Consider the following 18,623-nt stretch of genomic DNA (forward strand, 5'->3'; position numbering starts at 1 on the left):
ATGAACTTCTGTTCAGAGTGTGGTGTACTCGTAGTTCCGAAGGCGACTGACGACATATGTGAGAATTGTAATCCAGAAATTGGTGCCGCGATCGTGTCTCGGGAAGCCAGTGCAAGCGATACAGGGTTAGAAAACCTAAATTCGACAAAAAGCGGGTCTATCCGAAAACGAGACGCAATGGAGTGGTTAGAGAACCTATCACGCGCTTCCTCAACGGATCTGAAGAGATCCGTTCTCCCAAAACCTGCCGGCTTCACAGGTAGCACCTTCGAGACAGATATCTCAAATATCCGTGTGACTGGCGATGCGAGGTTCATTGAGCGATTTGCCAGTCTGCTAACGCCGTTTCTGGATCTCGAGAATGATGAAACGCGATTAGAACTCAATTTACAACGAACCAAAGTCCGCGACACCAAACAGTACACTGGCAATTACGCATTGTATCTGTCCGTCGCTGAGCGGTCCGGGAAGTAAGGTAGCCAAAGCACATAACACGGCATTTGCGATGTCAGGTATCGCTCTCCGGACGGCGGTGCATTAATCAACAGGTTGGTCCGAATTATAGTATGTCAATTTTAACAGAAAACGGAGAAGGTGTTAGTCGGCGAGGGCGAATTTGATGCACGAGCAAGCAGCTCTAGACGGGAGACTCGTCTCAATTCCGTTCGGACAGTCGGGGACAGTATCGACGGTCCGCGAGGAGTACCGGGAGCTACGCCAAACGCACGGGGCTGAGAACGTACTCGTGCTGACGGGGTCGCCGACGAGCATGGACACATTTGAGGAAGTGCTCGGCCCGGAGGTTCCGGGAGCTAGTGTGCCGCGTGTCTCATCGCTCGTGGTACATGCGACCGACGTGGTGAACGCAGTGACTGACGAAGTGATTCTGTCGGATACGTTACGGCGGGAACTCGTGCATCGGTTCCTCGCTGACAGGGAGTGGGAGACCGAGCATTTCGAGACCGCAGCTGAACTAGAATCCTTTGCCGGAGACGTGGCGCAACTCATGGAGACGGCGACGTGGCAAGACGCGACGCTTGATACGACGCGGGAACTAATCGAGGTCGAAGAGGCTATTGGCGAGTTCCAAGCGTGGCTCGAAGAACACGGGCACATCGAACGTGGGCAGTTACTGTCGACCGCAATTGAACAGCTCGGTGAGCCTGCGCAGCGAGACGTCGCGGTCGATGTCGATGCGGTCCTCGCTGTCGAGTTCGAGGAGTTCTTTCCGCTTGATCGGCGGTACTTGGCTGCACTGACCACTGACCTTGAGTTGGTCTGTGTGCGTGAGCGAGCGAGTAGCGTTCGCCGCACCGGCGTAGAGACAGGCCCGGTAACAGACTACGTCCCGCTGACCGACAGTGATTCCGAGACAGAGGCGTCGCCTGCATCGCGGCCGGCCGCTACAGCCCGGTACTTGGCGACCGGGAACGTGCCGGACGACCCGGGGAGCGGTACTGTCACGGTGATGAGTGCTGAGTCTGGCGATGAGCAGTTTGGCCGGATTGCTGACGAGATCGAGCGACTCCGTGAGGTTCACGGGTGGCAGTATGACTCGTTCGCCGTCGCAACCGGGCACGGGACTGATGGGGTATCGGACGCGATTCGTGCACTCACGCAGGCAGGTGTCCCGACTGAATCGACGACAGTCACGGGGTTCGGTGATGATCCGGCGATCCGGGAACTGTTGGAAGTCACGCGGTACTACGCTGCTGAGAGTGAGGGGGAGGAGACTCCGTCTGTCGACGAGAGTGAGTTCGATACGGCGCTGCTGTCGACGATTCGTACAGCGGAGGACTCGCTTGCGGATGTGTTACGTCGGTGGGCGACGGCGTCGGGGTTGAAAGATCGGATTGCGACGCGAGCGTCGCCGCTGGACGCGCGGTCGCAGTTCGGGAACGTCCGCCGGGTGTTTTCGATGGCCGAGTTCATCGAGGACACGGAGTTCATCGAGGCGTCGTGGCCCGTATTCGTTGAGATGTTGGAACGTGCTCACGAACACGCTGACTCGGAAACGCGAACGAGTTCAACGGACCTCGACGGCGGCGTTCGCGTCGACCGGCTGGAGTCACTGAAAAACGGGTCGTGGCGAGCCGTCTTCGTTCCTGATGTTGTCGACCAAGCGTTCCCGGGTGAGCCGTTCCTGACGCGACTGTTCCCGCAGGACCGCGTCGTAGAGATGCCTGATTTCCCCGGTGTGACAGACGTGACGACGAGCGAGGTCGCGGCGACGTTCCAGACGCAGTCGACGGCGTCGAGTGACCCAATAATGCAGTATCACGTCGAGCAATCCCGGCGGCGGTTGGCGGTCGGTGCGAACGCCGCGTCGGAGCGACTGTATTTCTGCCTGTACGACCACGAGAGCAGCGCGCTGGACGAGAAAGTACAGCCGTCACGGTTCCTCACCGATGCGTACCGGCGGTTGCCGTGGATCCAGGACGAGTCTGATGATGAGATTCGGAGTGAACGGCGCGCCGAAGAGTTTGTCCTCTCACGAATTGACCGTGCGTTGGCTGACGTGCGGCGAACGCAGAGTCGTGAAATGACGGTGTCTCTCGACGACCTGTCGGGTGATATCGGTGAGATTCACCGTGTGCTTGACGAGAGTGGCGAACGCGGTGAGGCGATGCGAGAGGCGTTACAGGCTCGCGTCGACTTTGCGGCCGGGAGGGTGCGCCGTGAGTGACGTCGTGTCCGTGTCGCCGACGCGACTCGCAACGTACGCGACGTGTCCGCGCCAATACGAGTACAAGCACGTCCAGAGCGTCTCCTCGCCCGACGAGACGAAGTTGTACCTCCATCAGGGGAAAGCGTACCACGAAATGATTGAGCGCGTCTGTGACGCCACAGGCCGCGACGATGACCCTGAAGTCATCTACGAGCGAGCAATGGACGTGTTCGATGCCACGTGGACAAAACATATCGACCCCGAGGACTACGCGTCGAACGCCCATCAAGAGTATCAGCGCCGGGAGACCCTTGCTGGCATCAAATCGTTCTTCGACCCGGAGGACGGCGACGGAATCGAACACGCACAGCATTCGGTGGCGACGGAGAAACGAATCCAGTGTGAACATGACGGCATCGGACTACACGGGTACACTGACAACGTGCTGCGTGACGGTGACACGCTGCATCTGATTGATTACAAACGGAACGTCAGGGGTGTGCTCGGGTCCTGGAGTGCTGATCGGCTCGAAGAGCACCTAAACGAGGAGGCCTACGAGGCCCAAAGAGTCAAGAACGCGTTCCAGACCGCCGCGTACACAGAAGGCATCAAAGACTCCCCGCTGTACGAGCCAGGGATGTCCGTTCGGTTCAGCTTCTACGGGTTGCTGCACTCGACAGAGACACAGAGCACTCCATCCGGGTACACCGTGACGGCGAGCGGCCGGGAACGGGAGACGACAGAAGCGTACGAGGAGTACTATGAGACGATTTGGGATCTGATTAGAGCCGCGCACGAAGGGATCACAACTGAACGGTTCGCCCCGGACCCGTTTGACCTTATCCAGGCCGAAGCCTGCGACGATTGTGATTACCAGTCAATGTGTGCGGATTACATCGCTACGGAGGTTCAGCAATGACCGACGGAAATGGAGACCTGCCGGCGTGGCTCCCCACTATCGAGGAGGACGTTGACCCGAAGGACCAGCAAAAGAAGATTATCAGATCGGGCGAGTACCCGATGCGAGTGTTGGCGGGTGCGGGGACCGGGAAGACGTTCACGATGGTCCGGAAAATCGAGCACCTCATCGACGAGGAAGGCGTGTCCCCGGACCGGATTCTCGCGTTGACGTTCACGAACAACGCGGCCGACTCGATGCAAGAAAAACTGCAGGAAAAACTCGGGACCGCCGGGTACGACATTGACGCGTACACGTACCACTCCATCTGTAACGCGATCCTGCAGGACTACGCGTACACGGCCGGGATCGACCCGGATTTCGACGTGGCAACGGACGCCGAGAAGTACGCCGTGGCACTGGAAGTGCTCGACGAAATCGAGTACCGGGCAGTCAAGCCGAACGTCTACGGCCCGAACTCACACGGCAGCGGTGCAGCTGACGCACTCACCGGCTTCATCAGCTCGATGAAACGCAGCGGTATCGACCCGCACGCTATCGACGCATACCTCGGCTCGGCTGACCGACTATACGAACTCGCAGACATCCCGGAAACCATCGAAGACGCCGCGAGTGACAATCTCGGCGGGCGGTCCGTCTCTACAGTACTCGACGGTCTGCCGGCAGTCAGGGAAGCACTGGTGGAGGCACGCGAAGCTATCGGCGACGGCGGCGTTGAGGCGAGCATATCGGTTTTCCTCGACGGTGCTATAGCGGTGTGTGACTCGCTTATCGCGGCGTTCGAAGCTGCCGAGTCTGGTGACAGTGACCTGCCGGAGAACGCGCACAAGATTCCGAAGTACCTGTTCGGCGGGTACGCCAGTGGCGCGCCGAAAGGTATCCCCGATGTCGGCCTAGAACTCCCCGAGTACCTCGCCGATTTCCTGGACGATTGCCTGCACGCCCGCGACCTTGTCGCCGGGTACGACGCGTACGAACGGGAACTAGCCGAGCGTGGACTCCTCGATTACGACGACCTCGTCGTCGAGACGGTCAAGCTCTTAGAAACTGATGCGGTCGACGACATCGCGGGCCGGTGGGACTACGTGTTCTGCGACGAGTTCCAGGACACCGACCGGTTACAGTTCGACCTCGTCACCTCCCTCGTCAGCAACGAGAACCTGTTTGTCGTCGGCGACGACGACCAAGCGATATACGAATGGCGCGGTGCGAACGTCGCCAACATCACTGACGAACTCGACAATGAGTTCGGCGACGCGCTCGCCGACGAACCCCTCGAACAGAACTTCCGGTCCCGACAACCGATTCTCGACCTCGCCAACGCCGCACTTGCGGAACTCGACGACCGGAAAAGCGACAAGACGCTCACGCGCGTCGACGAGCCGGACTATGAAGGCGATAGCGTCGTCACGGTCGAAGAGGCTGAAGACGAATCCGACCGGGCCGACCAACTCGTCACCGTCGTCCAGAACATGCTGTCAGGAGCTGCCGACGAAATCGACCGGGCGTACGACCCCGGCGATATCGCGTTACTCGTTCGGAAGAACAAGCACGCCGAACCACTCATCGAACGGTTCGAGGACCTCGGGATTCCGTACGAAGTGGCCGGGGACTTAGCGACGGATTCGGTCGGTGTCGGCACGGTCATCGCGTACCTCAAAGCACTCGCCCGACCAGAGGACGACGAAGTCAGTTGGAACCGCGTGTTGACGATGCGGTACCGCCTCGCTGACGCGGACCTCCGGCATCTCAACACGCGAGACGAGGCTCTGGTCACAGCCCTGCTTGAGGCGCCACTGTCGGAGTTCGAGGAACCGGACCGCGTCGAAACCGCGAGATCCCACGTGTCGCATCTACTGGAGCTTCGGGACAGCGCGTCACTTGCGCGCCTTTACCGCGAACTGAAGGAGGTGACAGACATCGAGTGGTATCTCAGCGAACAGGACCGTCGGAGTCTTGACCAGTTAGAGGACGTCATCGAGCAGTTCGGTGACGACACGGTTCAGCCGTCACTAACCGGGGAGTTCGTCGAGGCGCTCCGGCACCACGATGAGGTGTTCGCCGAGAACGGCGGGACACCGACCGACCAGCCGGAGTTAGCCGACGACGCGGTCAACGTCATGACGATCCACAAGAGCAAGGGACTGGACTTCCCGGTCGTCCTGATGCCCCGACTCACGGCCGACGAGTGGGGGCCGCGCGGCCGTTCGTACGACGCGCTGGAAGCCTCACTGACCGACGGCCCTGAAGCGGCGTTCGCAGAGGACTTCGTCGCCAACGACGCCCGGGAAACGCGGCGTGTCCTCCACGTCGGCTTGACACGCGCCGAGGACGTACTCGTCCTGCACGGATCGAGCGAAGACGATGACGCGAGTGACGATGAAATGCAGGACTTCCTCCGGGAAACACTCACACCGGGACTGCCGTGGGAACCGGACGCCGACCACCTCCCTATCTGGCGGGACATCCAGCACTGTCTCCCGCCGGAATCCGCCGACTGGACCGAATCACTGGCCGCGACCGTCATCGGTGACCTCGGCGGGACGGTGACGCACGACGGCGATGCTATTACCCCCGAAACTGCCCGGGAGGAAGTCCTCACACTCGGCACCGACCTGGCAGCAGGAGCCGTGGAACGCACTGCACCGTCTCGACTCACGCTTGAGTCGCTTACCGGCGCGCCCGACGTTGCCCCGGAAATCCAGCACAGCTATACGTCGCTCAAATCGTTCGAAGACTGCCCGCGGCAACACTACCTCGATTACGTCGTCAACGCCTTCCGGGATTACACACCAAGCGATGAGGCGTGGACAGAGAACGACACTGGCCCGTCACAGCAAACCGTCGGGATACTGTTCCACGATACGGCCGAAATCGCGGCCGACGAGAACGCGTCGTCACCAGCTGAGTGGTACGAGATTTGTGAGCGACTCGCTAATCAAAAGCGGGCCCGCGACGCACTCCTCGAGGCGAAGGCGTGTATCGATCGGTACTTCGAACTCGAACTCAGCGAGTGGGACGTCGTCGACGCGGAACGCGAGTTCGCCATGGACATCGACGGCGAGGAAATCGTCGGGTACATCGACGCCGTCTACCGAACCCCCGACGACGAACTCGTCGTCATCGACTACAAAGCCACGCAACGCGAACGCGACATCGAAGGCAACAGGCAGTTACCACTGTACTTGCTCGCGTGCCGCGACCTGTACGACGAACCAATCCATCGAGCCGGGTACGCGTACGTCGGTCCGCTTGGTCCGAAAGTCGAGTCGAAAACGTTCTCCGAGAGTGACTTGCAGTGCATCCAGCAGGAGATCGAAGGCTTGCTTTCGACTATTAGTAATCTCACATACGACGAGTTCGTCGCAGACACGCATTGCCAGTGGTGTACCCACAATGAGCTACCGTGTGCAGCGTCCCTCCCGACAGAATGAGCATAGCAGTGTCTCGTCCATTGCTTCGAAATCTCGAAGGACTGCTTGATATGGCCGTTGCTTAACCGTGATATAGAGCTAACACTCTTATTATTGGATTTAGAAGAGGCTGGTATGTTTGAATCGTCTACTTCGCCGATAACGGTTTTCGAGATTGCCCCGAACGGGAATGGGGGAGAGATATTCTGGATTTACGACATAGAGAACCCGGATGAATTTTTCGCAGGGTGTGAGACAGTAGATGACGCATCAGAACGGTTGATAGAGGCTGATAGAAGTCCTGATGAGCAGATCGAAACATGCGGCTATACCCTCGTTTTGGATCACCCTGAAGATCCATCGTCGACCAGTTCACTCACGATTCCAGAGGGGCCGCTCGTTTTTGAAACTGTAAAAAACGATGGTCAATATGAGCGGTACGAGTTCTACAGAATCGAAGATCCTGAGGATACGTTCGGAGATTCCTATGGAGATACGCAGAGAATGTTTGACTCGATTATGGACGCAGGTATCGAACCAATGTTAGAGTATGATAACGTTTCACTAACATTCCAGCGGCCATACGGGGCGTTGTAATTGGCTGTCCCCTAACTGAGTTTACTAACGCTGAGCGTGAGCTTGGACAAGTGGCTGGTCTCTTTCTAAAATAGCAGCCAACTTCTCGCTTCGCGTGTCGATATCGATCTCTTCGTCTTTCCAGTTACGTTCGGTCTTACCTTCCCACACACCGTAAAGCGTTGCTCGCGGGAGAACGAGGACACCAAAGAGCACAGCGAGTTGATACAGTAGCGTCGCAATCTCCCCCCACGTTCCGGTGACGCGGCGTGGGAAATCGACGCTGAAGTCGACGTGGACGGCCGGGACTTTCCGCTCGCGGGCTTCGTCGACGAACCCGTAGTCGTTCGAGAAGAGAATTACGCCAGTGGGCTTGTCGGCATAGTACTCGGCACAGCCGTCGATGATATTGGTGTCGCCGGTCTCGGTCGGGATGATGTCGTGTGGTCGGGTCTCTCGTAACCGGCGGAATTCCCGGAGTCCGAGTCGTGTTTCTCGATTGTCTTCGGTCGGCTGGCCGGCGAGGCGCTCGTACTCGTGGCCGAACGCGTCAGCTAACGCTGAGGCTGGCATCGCTTTCTTGCCGTATCGGTAACTGATGCTCAACTCCGTGTCGACGCCTTCGAGTAGCGCGTACCCGTTGACTGGTGCCCGGCCACCTGATTCCGTGTGTAACACCGGGTCGATTCCGAGGACGTCGTGCATCCGCCATGGCAGGAGGTTGGTGTCGAAGCCGGCGTACCGTGGCGGGTGACCTTCTTGGAGGTCTTGGTATCCGTATCGGGTGATGAATTTGTCCAGCTCGTCGCGGTTCTGAATATCGACAAGTCCACTGGCCGTGACGGCTTTGACGTACGCCGCTTCGTTCGGGAGTTCCTTCCGGACTGTCGGGCCGTGTTCGCGTTCGATTTCGTCGAGCGCGTCTTCGTACGTCACCGCACCGGTAGTCATGCTAACTGTGCTGTCCGTGGCGTCGCCGAGGTCGACACGAAACAGCTCACCGATTTCCTCAGCCGGGTGAACGACCGAGAACGTCTCCTCGCCGAGTTCGTACAGGCCGTTCAACAGCAGCATCAGGTCGTCGTGTGCGAGTTGCATCAGAGGATCTCCGTGAAGTCGTACAGTCGAGCGGCCGTTCGGGGTATTTCGGGGTAGATGCGGCTGAAGTAGTCGCTTGATTCTAGGTAGAAGTAGAAGATGTGGTCAGCGTCGTAGGTCATCCCGGCGTTGAACGCGATGACAGACATGAATTTACGGCCGGGCGTGACGTCGACGGCGACGTTCGCTGCTGCGTCGTGTGCTTCGGTGATTGCCTCTTGGAAGTGAGTCGCAATGCCTTGGAAGTCCGTCTCGTGGTCAACGTTGCCCGTTTTGATCGTTGGGCTCTCGACACCGTACTGCTCCAGCAGCGTCCGGGTCAGTACCTTCGTATCGGACAGCGCATCGCCGAGTCCGGGGTTGTCAAGGAAATACACGGTGTCGGGCACAAACGCACTATCCAAGCCGTCCCCGGCACACGCCGCGGCTATGGGGTTCACCATCGCCTCGACGGTCGTACTCCCCGAACTCACCCACACGTTATCCATCGTACCTATCACTTTACTAAACTCTGATAAGCGTTTACCCGCACGTTACTCCTCCAGTCGTGAGAGCGCCCACGACGCCCGTGCCCTGACACCCTTCTCGTCGTCTTCCTGCAGTCGCTTCTCCAGTTCGGGCGTGCGTTCCGCGGCACGGAGGTACCCGAGCGCCCAACAGGCGTTCTCCCGAACTGCAGACTCGTCGTCGTTCAGTAACTCGACGAACGTCGGGGTTACGTGCTCGACAGCGTTCGGGAAGTCCTCGGCCACGCGGGCAAGCGTCCCGCTCGCATTGGTTCGCGTGTACGCATCCTCGACTGTGAGGTGCTCGGCGATGTCGTCGACGAACGGCTCGACGACGTCAGTGTGAATTGCCGAGACTTCAAAGAGCAACGCTACCGCGTTGTTCCGGAGCCGATGGTTCTCAGCGGTCAGCAGTTGTGCGATATCGTCAACGATTTCGACAGCGAGACTAGGTGAAACCTCGACACACGGACCAAGCGCGGCGATGGCACTCATTCGAACGGCATCTGAACGTGACTCATCTAGCGCCACTGACCCGAGCAGTTCCGCGACCGGGGTGACGGCCTCCGGATACTCGCTTGCCACAGCCGCCAGCGCCGACACGGCATCCCGGGTCCCGTCAGCATCGTCTTCGACGACGGTCGCTAACCCGGGAACTGCATCGACAGCGTCGCTCGGATCTGCTGACGCGATATGAGAGATGCATGCGGCTGCTTCCCGACGAGCGGACACGCGATTGGAACCGAGGTACGGGATGATGTCAGCCGTTGCCGGCGCGATATCACCTGGACTCTGTTCGCCGATAGCACTGAGCGTCGCTAGGACATCGGCTGGCGCGACCAGGTTCGAGTCCCCCATTAGCGACCGGAGAATCGGGATGGCTGGCGTGCAGTCCGCAGGACGCGCAACAGCAATCTGTCGGAGTGCGCGCAAAGCGTCACGTTGCTGGAGTGAACTCGTCTCCTCACGGTCCAGCAGTGATAGCACAGCGGACACACGAACCGCAGCAGGATTGGCTGCTGTCACTCGTCGAAGCAGCGTTGCCTCCTCCGTCAGCGTATCCGCTTGCGCCGTAAGCGTCGTTACCGTCTCGGGCGAGATATCGACGGTAGACACCAGTTCAATCGCCTCCAGATCCACAATGAACTTCTCGCTTCCCGGAGCAAACGGTGTACAGAGCGCGCCAGGTGCTTGTGACGGTTCTTCGATGAACACTGCATCGACCGACATATCGGATAGTAGGACCGTCGATTCGCCGTTTTCGTCCGTGTACGTGAGTTCGAAGCCCGGCGCATCGCGGTGTTCACTGAGCCACGACGAGAGGTGCGACGCGTCTACTGGCACGATACCGGCCGAAGTCGGGCGGCCACCGTCGGTGACCGGGTCACGGGCCCACGGGAGGCCAGGGTCGATATCGCCCTGCTGGACGGCCGGGACGAAGTCCCACGCGTGGTAATGCTCCCACCCGTCGACATCGCTCAGATCCAGGTCGTCGACGACGACGTACCCGTCTGCGTCGGGATGTACGTCCGCAATCAACGAGAGGCGTTCACGACGCGTCGGGAACTGCTCGTAATACCCGTCAGGCTGCTTGTCGCCGAGCCACTCGTCCCACGCGTCGCCGTGCCGACCGACAATATCGACAACGCCGGGAATCGCTGCTTCCTCGGCAAGCGTCTGATTTCCGATGGCGTACACTGCGTGGTCGGTCTCGTGTGCGAGGTGACGCACCCACTCAAGCGGGACGGCGTCGTGACGCGGGTGCGGGTTCACGTCGACCGTCCAGTCCCTGTCAAACGCAAAGACCAGCATTACTCCGAAAGCTCCGCCTCCTGTACCGCTTCCGGCCGAGAGAGCATATCGAGTAACTCCAGCTCCTGCTCCATCGCCTCGTCACCAGTGGCAGCCATCTCATCGGCGAGATAGCTGCGGAGCCGACCGAACCGGTCCGTGTGCTCGTCGGGGACGACCAGCGGGACGGACTCGCGTTCGTGCTCGCCGCGCTGGTCGGGGAGCAACCAGTCGTCGACACCCGTCGCGTTGTCGGCGCGGTCGTGGACGTCACGGGCCCACGCGCGGAGTTCCCGAGCGTACCGAGCAAGCGCTACCGCCTTTCGGACCCCGTCGTGTGCGAACGACGCTCCGTCTTCGGGCATCGAGACGGCGACGCGCTCGGTCTGTTCGGCCCCGTCGCGTTCCGTCCAGGAGGCCTGCAGTTCGAGCGTCGCGTCCGCCGCCGTCTGCGTGAGCCGAACGAGGATGACCCCGCCGCGGGCCTGCCCGTCTTGTTTCGCAGAGGGGAACAGCGTTCCGACGTGCATGAGCTGCTCACTCGCATCGTCAGCGGACGGCGAGCCGTGGACGGCTTCAACTTCGTAGCCCGTCGCGTCCAGTTCCAGGTCGAGGTTGTATACGAGCGGCGTCACCATGTAGTCGAACTCCTCGCCGAGTCGCTGTTCGAACTCGTCGGCGGAGTGGATGAAGTAGTGGTTCGCGCCGCGAATCCCCGACACCGTGTCGGCCAACTCGGCGTTCGCGTCCAGCCCCATGCCGATGAACGTCGTGTGGATACCGTCAGCGGCGGCATCGGCGAACAACTCGGTGAGCTCGTTCGCCCCGGTCTGCCCGGTGTTGGGCATCATGTCGGTCATGAAGATGACGCGGCGTTCGAGGTCGTGACTGGTGGTTCCGTCGGCCAGCATATCGACGGCCGCCTCGAACCCGTCTTCCATGTTCGTGCTGCCGCCAGCCGCGATGTCACGGATGTGCTGTCGAATCGCGGGCATATCCGTCGCCCCAACGTCGCGCAGCGGCTTCGCAACGTGTGCCCGATGGTTGTACAGGACGACACCGAGGCGGTCCTCGGCGTGGAGCTGCTCGGTGAGCGCACACAGCGACTGCGTCGCTGCTGCGAGTTTCGTCTCGCTTCCGCTCTCTGCCTCACGCTGGCGACCTTGCTCGTCGTAGTAGTACTGGTCGAACGCGCTGGACATGGACCCGGAGACGTCGAGGACCGCCACGAGGTCCAGTCGTGGTCGTTCGAACTCCTCGACGGACAGGGTCGAATCCAGGCCGACAGAGAGGTACTGTTCGGTCTCACCGGTCAACGGGTGGTCGCTGACTGCCGCGGCGTACCGTGGGGCGAACAGCGAGTCCGTCGCTGTCCGCTCGCCCGTTTCGAAGTAGTAGTCGTAGAACAGCCCCTCGTCGCTGATGGCTTCGGGCTCCGGCGTGTACCCATTCTTGACGTTCTCGCGGAAGTTCGTCACGTCTTTCGCGCCACCAGCGGCGAGCCCGACTGTCTCCGGACTCGCCATGCTGTGGTTCATCGTGCCCATGCTCGCATCTGCCTCCATGTTTTCGAGGACCGGCTCCTCGTCGCGTGCGAGCATGTGCTGAGCTACGTGGCGACCACACGACGTACACACGAAGTCAGGCGTCTCAACTGGCTGGTCGTCCTGCATCGGGAGCCAGTCGTCGACAGCTCCGGTGTCCTCGTCAACAGTCTTGACCGAGGCCGTCTCGTCGAGGATACCAAACCGACAGTCTATACCGAGTTTCTCGGCCGCATCGACGACTGCGGACCCGGCAGCGTCGATTGCCTGCCCTGCCCGGAGTTGGTCTCCACAGTGCGGGCACTCGTGTGCGATCGCCTGTGACGTGTCGACGGGCTCGGCACCGAGCAGCCCGGTAATCTCGTACGTTTCGCCGGTTTCGAGATGCCACAACGAGTCGCTATCCGGCGTAGCGAGTATGCTGAACTGGTCACCTGCCTGGTCGGTAACGAGCAGCCGGCAAACTGTCGCTCCGTCGCAGGCGAGTGGTCGTTTAGTGATGAACTCCACCGTGAGGTCGAGTCGTGCGCCGGGCCGTACGTCCGCGAATATCCCATCCATTGTTTGCTGATAGCTGCCGCTCACCCGGGCAGCCTGCGGGTCCTCGACGACGATACACGCGCCTCCCTCGCGTGCAAGCCAATAAGCACCATCACAGTGGCGCTTTTGTCAGACTTACACCCAACATTATGTCTCATGCTGGTATAAATGTTTCGTCTAGATGCACTATGGGGAGTTATTTGAGCGAACAAACTACAATACAATGCAGTTTATTTCGTAAGAGCGGCAGAATCGGGTGCTTGGCGCAATTATGCCGCATAAACCGACGTTGCGACGGTGAGTACGCGGGCGTAACAATCATTGCGATGGCGCTCATGTACCAAGCAACAGTCCAATGTCTCTCGATGCTGGCGACGCCTTAGCCGAGTCCCTCCACCAACACAACCCTTGGTGGGACGAAGGAGCCGACGCCTTCGACCTTCCTGCCCGACAAAAAAGCGACTTCTACCATCTCGCCCGACCGAACGCGTCCGGCAGCCAATTCGAAGACCAGTCCATCCTCGCATTGGTCGGACGGCGGGGCGTCGGCAAAACCACGCTCCTCCACCAGTTCATCCACCACCAAATCGAAGCTGGCGCAGCACCAGAGCAATTCCTCTATCTCCCGTTCGACGCAGACCCACTCTATCAGCTGCAGTCCGACGAACAACTCGCGCGCGCAGTCCGATACTACGAAAGCCGCGTCTACGGTCGAACGCCCAACAATGGTCCGCAGTTCATCCTCCTCGACGACATCCACCAGATCGAACACGCGAACAAACCAACAATAGACGGATGGGGCGGACCCGTAACCAACCTCATCGAGCAGACACCGGACCGCCACGTCATCATGACGGCCAGCGCTGAGGTCCAGATCGACCGGGAACTCGCAGACACCGACATTTCGACAGACGCCTACGACGTGCAGCCAATTCTCCCCGAGAAGTTCCGGGACTACCTGTTCACACTCTACCCTGATCTCGAAGCCGACGACAATCGCGTCAGTCCAAGCTCTATCCGAGCAGGTGAGAACAGCCTCCCGGCAGCGATTGCCAAAGCGGATACAGCGAGCCTCACTGAGGAACTGCGACGCAAGTACGAGAAAGTCATCGACGCGGAACGCCGGATCCAGTCGCAAGTCGTCGAGTACCTGACGATGGGCGGTATCATCAGTTACGAAAACGACGGAGCCGTCGAATCAGCCAGCGACCTCACTCCGGACGATTACGCGCGGCTCCGCGACAACGTCAGCGCAGCTCTGTACCAGGACGTTCCTGGCTTCGAATCGATTCAAACAATTGCTGACCTCGAACGATTGTGCGCACTGGCCGCTCGGAACCGCGCCACCGAGTCCTTCCGCTACCAGGAACTCGTCGAACTGTTCGACGTCGACCGCCGCACAATCGCAGACAGTTACCTCCCCGCACTCAGCGAACTGTACGTCCTCACAGGCGTCACGGAATACGACAACAGTCGCCCGCGCGGCGTCCGACTCTACCTCCGTGACACCGGCCTCGCAACGGCCCTATCGGACGGCGACGCATCGGCCGTCCGCAACGACTTCCAGCGAGAATCAGAACTCGCCCGCGTCGCCGCCTTCGACCACACAATGCGATTCGCCTACGGCGTCAACGCAGCACAAGGCAACGACCCGACACCGAGTGTCCAATACTGGCGTGGCCGGGAAGGCGAGGTTGACTTCGTCTTCGAGGTCGGAGAGACGCCAGTCCCAATCGGGCTCGCATATCGCTCGCGTGACAGGGACGCGGCGCTTGCTGCTATCCAAGAGTTCCAAAATGAATTCGACTCGCCACTCGGCTTCCTTCTCGCAGGCGATACTGTCCGAGGCTCGAAACCAATCCAGCAAGTCGACGATAATATCGTTCAGCTTCCGTACTGGCTGTATCTTCTACTCTGCTAGAGGAAAAGTAGTTTCGCTAGACGATTTCTTGGGCGGGACGTTGATACTCATCGTCGAGAGAAGCGCCACCGAGCGACGAGTAGAGTTCTATGAGGTCGGCGACGTCGCTCGTACAGTAATTTTCGAGGAGCCGAGTTAGCTCTCGGTGTACACTGGTTGCTTCGATGCCGGCTTCGACGTTATCGACGTATTTCTCGCCGAGTACCTGCCCGATGTGCTTACCCTGGACAGCCGGCCCATCGATACCAGCCAAGTAGTTTTCGGGGAACGTGTAATCGTCGTACCAGACGCTGTCGTTATCGATACCAGCGATATCGTAGGCCTTCCAATCGGGGAGAATATGCTGATTTTCCCGCAATTCCTCGGCGTACTCGTCAGCAGCGGCGAGCGCGACATCGACGTGATTCTCAAACAGGTTCTCGACGCGCCGTCGTAACTCGCCGTCGGCATCATCAAGCTCCTGTGCCCAATTCAGCAGGTGCCGCCCGTCGAACCACGCACCGTTGTACGTGAGCAACCGATCGATTTGCCGCCGGTCACACCAGTCGAACAACCGCTCGAACAGCTCAATGGTGTGCGCGTCATCCCACCCACCGTTGCGGAACAACACATCAGTCTCAGGCGTGTCTGTAAGATCGTCAGCGTAGGCGAGTCCGACCGCGATCCACTCGTAGTACGACGTGTCGTTCGAATGTTCCGGCGGTTCCTCGAACGGACTCGCAGTCTCGATATCTAAAACCAACGTCCCCATATTACACGTCCTCCATTATCGCTACCGCAACGAAACGGGCCCTCCTATTCAAACCAAACGGCATCCCGTTGATAGTGACACCGCGTGACAAGATGAGCCGTACGAACGGCAGTGATCCCACTAATAGAATTCTGCTTCTGCAAGCAATCACGGAAGCTACGTCGAAGTCACTTCCACACCTGTCTGTCCAGCGAGTGTGTCCTCGACTGACTGTGTCGTTCGGGCGTCAGCTGTTTCAACTGTGACGCGGACAGTCGCTTCGGTAGCGGAGAGGCCGGGCTGTAGCTCCTGGAGGTCCTCAACAGTGACAGCGAGGATGCCGTCGGCGCGCGAGAGCCGCCGCTCTGCGTTGGTCGTGAGGTCGCCGTCCGCACCGTTCGGAACGCGGACGGTGACGACTAGGGTCGTAGTCTGTCGCGTGTCGTTGTCACTGGTGATTGCCATCGTAGTACCTCCATTGGAGCGACCCGGCGAGACCGTCCCGCCATGATTCGCTCCGAATGCGCGAGAGGTGATTCGAACACCTGTTTCAGCCATGGCACGGCTGCGTGGTAGGCCAGACTCCACTACTCGCGCAAAAATCGGCAACCGCAGTCATGCTGGCTCGAAGTCATCGATCTCTTCGATAACCTGCGCCGGTTCTTCGGCGTAGCCGATGAACTCCAGCACTTGCTCGGACCACCCCGAGACGTTGTACACGTCCTCGTAGCCTTCCGGCGTTGCGAGGTCGCCGTACGACGCGAGGTCGACCATGTACAGCGATGCTTCGGGCGCCACCGCTGCACGGTACTCCTCGAAGGCCTCGCGGACAGTCCGGTCGCCGTCGACCAGTCGAGCCGTCGAGTCCCAAATCTGCATGTCGGTGAACAGGACGACTCGGTCGACTTCGATACCCTCCTGCCGGAGGTAATCGAGGACTTTCCACCCGTTCGTCGAGTTCCCGACCTCGTCATCGATACCCATGACGGCTCGCTGCAGTTGCAGGACCGGCGTGTCGACGTGGGTCGCCACCGGCTGGAACTCCGACCCGAACCCGCCGACGGGGGCACCCTGGTCAGCCAGCACTGCGCCGAACAGCGCACCGATCTCCTTGCGCTGCAGCGTACTCTGCTCGGAGAGTGCCGCGTCCATCGACCCCGACAGGTCCACGCCGACGAACGTGTCGGCAAGGTCGTCGGGCACGTGCTCGACTGCCACGTCAACGGCCTGTTCCAACCAGCGCTCGACCTCGGGCGCGTCGATGCCCGCGTCTTGCAGCGCCTTGTACGCCTGGTAGTACCGGAACGGGTACAGCGGCGCGTGCCGCACCGCTTCGAGATCGAGATGCCCGACGATGGTCACCTCGTCGACGCCCGCTTCCAGCATGTTCCGCAGATTCCGGATCGAGGCGAAGATGGGCAGCGAGTACTCGTCGTCTTCGATGAGCTGCTCCCACGCCTCTGCCGTGTTCCCCTGCTCGGAGATGACCGTCTCCCACGTGTTCGGCGACGGAAGTGGATCGACGTCCGGGTAGTCGTCGAGGTCACCGCGCATGAACCGCTCGAACAGGTCTTCCTGCTCGTCGTCGACCGGCGTCGGATGGACACGGTTGAACACGTCGTGCAGCGTCACCTCACGCCGTGGAAGCGTGTACTTCTCCAGCGTGTAGGCGTCCGCCATCTCCACGAGCGTGTCTTCGATACCGCGCCGCAGCGGCCATGGCGCGGTGCCGCCAAAGAGTGTGTCGTGGACGGCCAGCGCCGTCGCTGTTTCGTCCATCCGCTGGACGATTGCCGGCGTCCACTCCCGGATGAGTGACTCGTCCGAGTCGTCTTTGAACCGGTCGTCGTTCGCCGCGAGTACTAGGAGAACCTGCGGGATGTCCCGGAGGTGCATCTCTTGGCGCGCGTACGCGGCGAGTTTCAGTACGAACTCCGGGTCCTCGGCCGCCGCAGCGTCGAACCGCTCAACGACCGCATGCAGGTGCTCCGTGTCGTCCTCGTAGTACGAATCCTCCAGCAGTTGGTTGATTGTTCGTTTGTACAGTGCGAGTCGTGGGTCCGCAGGCCGGAACGCCTCACCGCCCTCGTGGTTGGTGGTACGTGTTGCCTCCGCAACCGTCTGTTTCGTCTCGTTCAGTTGCATGCTATCACCGGCGCCGCAATAGTCGACGCCGAAAGCCGCTCACCGCGAGCGGAGAACGTCCCTGACAGGATTCGAACCTGTGACACCCGGCTTCGAAGGCCGGTGCTCGTTCCGAACTGAGCTACAGGGACAACAGTGGCCGGAAAATCGCCGGAGTGAGAGATACTGTGTTACCAGTTACACTAGAGCGGCCGGTCCGCTCCCGGGACTCGAACCCGGAGTAGTCGCTCCACAAGCGAAGGAACACTCCAGCTCGACGACCACTATATGAATGTTGACGACCGGGAAATTATCGAAGCGGGTCCGGTGTCGGGACGCTCCCTTTGTCCGGACATAACGATAGGCCGTAGAGCCTACCGTCAGGACTTGAACCTGATGGAACCAGATCGAAGGAACACTTCGACTCGACGGTCGCCACGAATAATTAACGGCCGGAAGATCGACGGAGCGATGCAGGAGTCGAACCTGCCAAGTGCCGGGAAGGAACGCTCCGTCTCGACGGCCGCCGACGAATGGTGGGACACCGGGAAATCGGCGGTGGGTGAATCGCCGCTCCTTGCAAGAGGAAGTAACCCACCGCCTCGACGGTGTCCCGAAAGCCTGCGCCAGGAGTCGAACCTGGACCGCGTCCATACCACGGACGTGCGCTGCCGATTACGCTACGCAGGCCGAAGGCCGGGTGCGAGACTCGAACTCGCTGCTCGTCCGTCACAGGGCCGAAGGTTGCCAGCTACCCCAACCCGGCCACGTTGTGCCCGCTTGATGCGGGCGC

Annotated in this window: 12 protein-coding genes, 4 tRNA genes and 1 pseudogene; 6 read left to right on the top strand and 11 right to left on the bottom strand. The window is 60.2% G+C overall.

Features of this window, described 5'->3' with window-relative positions:
- Nucleotides 1-619: 619 nt before the first annotated feature.
- The 4 genes from NDI86_RS18385 (at nt 620) to NDI86_RS18400 (ending at nt 7,597) form a co-directional block, all read left to right on the top strand.
- Nucleotides 620-2,686 (top strand): DEAD/DEAH box helicase, encoded by a 2,067-nt coding sequence (locus NDI86_RS18385; RefSeq protein WP_310901821.1) that lies wholly within the window; start codon nt 620-622, stop codon nt 2,684-2,686.
- Nucleotides 2,679-3,587 (top strand): PD-(D/E)XK nuclease family protein, encoded by a 909-nt coding sequence (locus NDI86_RS18390; RefSeq protein WP_310901822.1) that lies wholly within the window; start codon nt 2,679-2,681, stop codon nt 3,585-3,587. Before NDI86_RS18385 ends, NDI86_RS18390 begins: the two co-directional genes overlap by 8 nt.
- The gene (locus tag NDI86_RS18395) at nt 3,584-7,021 is read left to right on the top strand and encodes an ATP-dependent helicase (protein ID WP_310901823.1); all 3,438 of its coding nucleotides are present in this window, start codon (nt 3,584-3,586) and stop codon (nt 7,019-7,021) included. Before NDI86_RS18390 ends, NDI86_RS18395 begins: the two co-directional genes overlap by 4 nt.
- 114 nt (nt 7,022-7,135) lie before the next feature.
- Entirely contained in the window at nt 7,136-7,597 is a 462-nt protein-coding gene (locus tag NDI86_RS18400) for a hypothetical protein (protein ID WP_310901824.1), read from the top strand.
- Nucleotides 7,598-7,621: 24 nt separating this feature from the next.
- Here NDI86_RS18400 and NDI86_RS18405 read toward each other — a convergent pair whose 3' ends face one another.
- From NDI86_RS18405 to NDI86_RS18420, 4 genes are read right to left on the bottom strand one after another with little or no spacing between them, the layout of a single operon-like run.
- Nucleotides 7,622-8,650, bottom strand: coding sequence for a PIN domain-containing protein (locus NDI86_RS18405; RefSeq protein ID WP_310901825.1), 1,029 nt, complete (start codon nt 8,648-8,650; stop codon nt 7,622-7,624).
- Nucleotides 8,651-8,673: 23 nt separating this feature from the next.
- Nucleotides 8,674-9,162, bottom strand: a complete 489-nt coding sequence (locus NDI86_RS18410) for a PDDEXK family nuclease (protein ID WP_310901826.1) — start codon at nt 9,160-9,162, stop codon at nt 8,674-8,676.
- A gap of 45 nt (nt 9,163-9,207) precedes the next feature.
- Nucleotides 9,208-10,992, bottom strand: a complete 1,785-nt coding sequence (locus NDI86_RS18415; protein WP_310901827.1) for a HEAT repeat domain-containing protein — start codon at nt 10,990-10,992, stop codon at nt 9,208-9,210.
- Nucleotides 10,992-13,076, bottom strand: a complete 2,085-nt coding sequence (locus tag NDI86_RS18420; protein ID WP_310901828.1) for a vWA domain-containing protein — start codon at nt 13,074-13,076, stop codon at nt 10,992-10,994. The genes NDI86_RS18415 and NDI86_RS18420 overlap by 1 nt, the downstream gene beginning before the upstream one ends.
- A 334-nt stretch (nt 13,077-13,410) precedes the next feature.
- Between NDI86_RS18420 and NDI86_RS22290 the strand changes: the two are divergent.
- Together NDI86_RS22290 and NDI86_RS18425 are read left to right on the top strand one after the other, a co-directional pair.
- Nucleotides 13,411-13,893: pseudogene (locus NDI86_RS22290) on the top strand (AAA family ATPase); the annotation flags it as partial.
- A 12-nt stretch (nt 13,894-13,905) separates the two neighbouring features.
- Nucleotides 13,906-14,976, top strand: coding sequence for a DUF4143 domain-containing protein (locus NDI86_RS18425; protein ID WP_470303462.1), 1,071 nt, complete (start codon nt 13,906-13,908; stop codon nt 14,974-14,976).
- A gap of 16 nt (nt 14,977-14,992) precedes the next feature.
- Here the strand turns inward: NDI86_RS18425 and NDI86_RS18430 are convergent, their stop codons facing one another.
- The 7 genes from NDI86_RS18430 to NDI86_RS18460 all read right to left on the bottom strand — a co-directional run bounded on the left by NDI86_RS18430 (nt 14,993) and on the right by NDI86_RS18460 (nt 18,596).
- Nucleotides 14,993-15,727: a hypothetical protein gene (locus NDI86_RS18430; protein ID WP_310901830.1), complete on the bottom strand. Its 735-nt coding sequence runs from the start codon at nt 15,725-15,727 to the stop codon at nt 14,993-14,995.
- 156 nt (nt 15,728-15,883) lie between these two features.
- Complete coding sequence (locus tag NDI86_RS18435) at nt 15,884-16,171, bottom strand: hypothetical protein (protein WP_310901831.1); 288 nt, start codon at nt 16,169-16,171, stop codon at nt 15,884-15,886.
- A 57-nt stretch (nt 16,172-16,228) separates the two neighbouring features.
- Nucleotides 16,229-16,303, bottom strand: a tRNA-Gly gene (locus NDI86_RS18440).
- A gap of 18 nt (nt 16,304-16,321) precedes the next feature.
- Nucleotides 16,322-17,851, bottom strand: a complete 1,530-nt coding sequence (locus tag NDI86_RS18445; protein WP_310901832.1) for a TROVE domain-containing protein — start codon at nt 17,849-17,851, stop codon at nt 16,322-16,324.
- Nucleotides 17,852-17,907: 56 nt separating this feature from the next.
- Nucleotides 17,908-17,982: transfer RNA gene (locus NDI86_RS18450), tRNA-Arg, on the bottom strand.
- A gap of 466 nt (nt 17,983-18,448) precedes the next feature.
- Nucleotides 18,449-18,520: transfer RNA gene (locus NDI86_RS18455), tRNA-Thr, on the bottom strand.
- A 4-nt stretch (nt 18,521-18,524) separates the two neighbouring features.
- Nucleotides 18,525-18,596: transfer RNA gene (locus NDI86_RS18460), tRNA-His, on the bottom strand.
- Nucleotides 18,597-18,623 lie beyond the last annotated feature (27 nt).

This window comes from Haloarcula onubensis (assembly GCF_031624605.1).
Classification (GTDB): domain Archaea; phylum Halobacteriota; class Halobacteria; order Halobacteriales; family Haloarculaceae; genus Haloarcula; species Haloarcula onubensis.

Coding starts and splice junctions, on each gene's coding strand:
- NDI86_RS18430 (WP_310901830.1), bottom strand. CDS start 15,727: ATGGGGACGTTGGTTTTAGATATCGAGACTGCGAGTCCGTTCGAGGAA.
- NDI86_RS18410 (WP_310901826.1), bottom strand. CDS start 9,162: ATGGATAACGTGTGGGTGAGTTCGGGGAGTACGACCGTCGAGGCGATG.
- NDI86_RS18400 (WP_310901824.1), top strand. CDS start 7,136: ATGTTTGAATCGTCTACTTCGCCGATAACGGTTTTCGAGATTGCCCCG.
- NDI86_RS18425 (WP_470303462.1), top strand. CDS start 13,906: ATGACGGCCAGCGCTGAGGTCCAGATCGACCGGGAACTCGCAGACACC.
- NDI86_RS18395 (WP_310901823.1), top strand. CDS start 3,584: ATGACCGACGGAAATGGAGACCTGCCGGCGTGGCTCCCCACTATCGAG.
- NDI86_RS18435 (WP_310901831.1), bottom strand. CDS start 16,171: ATGGCAATCACCAGTGACAACGACACGCGACAGACTACGACCCTAGTC.
- NDI86_RS18415 (WP_310901827.1), bottom strand. CDS start 10,992: ATGCTGGTCTTTGCGTTTGACAGGGACTGGACGGTCGACGTGAACCCG.
- NDI86_RS18420 (WP_310901828.1), bottom strand. CDS start 13,076: ATGGATGGGATATTCGCGGACGTACGGCCCGGCGCACGACTCGACCTC.
- NDI86_RS18445 (WP_310901832.1), bottom strand. CDS start 17,851: ATGCAACTGAACGAGACGAAACAGACGGTTGCGGAGGCAACACGTACC.
- NDI86_RS18405 (WP_310901825.1), bottom strand. CDS start 8,650: ATGCTGCTGTTGAACGGCCTGTACGAACTCGGCGAGGAGACGTTCTCG.
- NDI86_RS18385 (WP_310901821.1), top strand. CDS start 620: ATGCACGAGCAAGCAGCTCTAGACGGGAGACTCGTCTCAATTCCGTTC.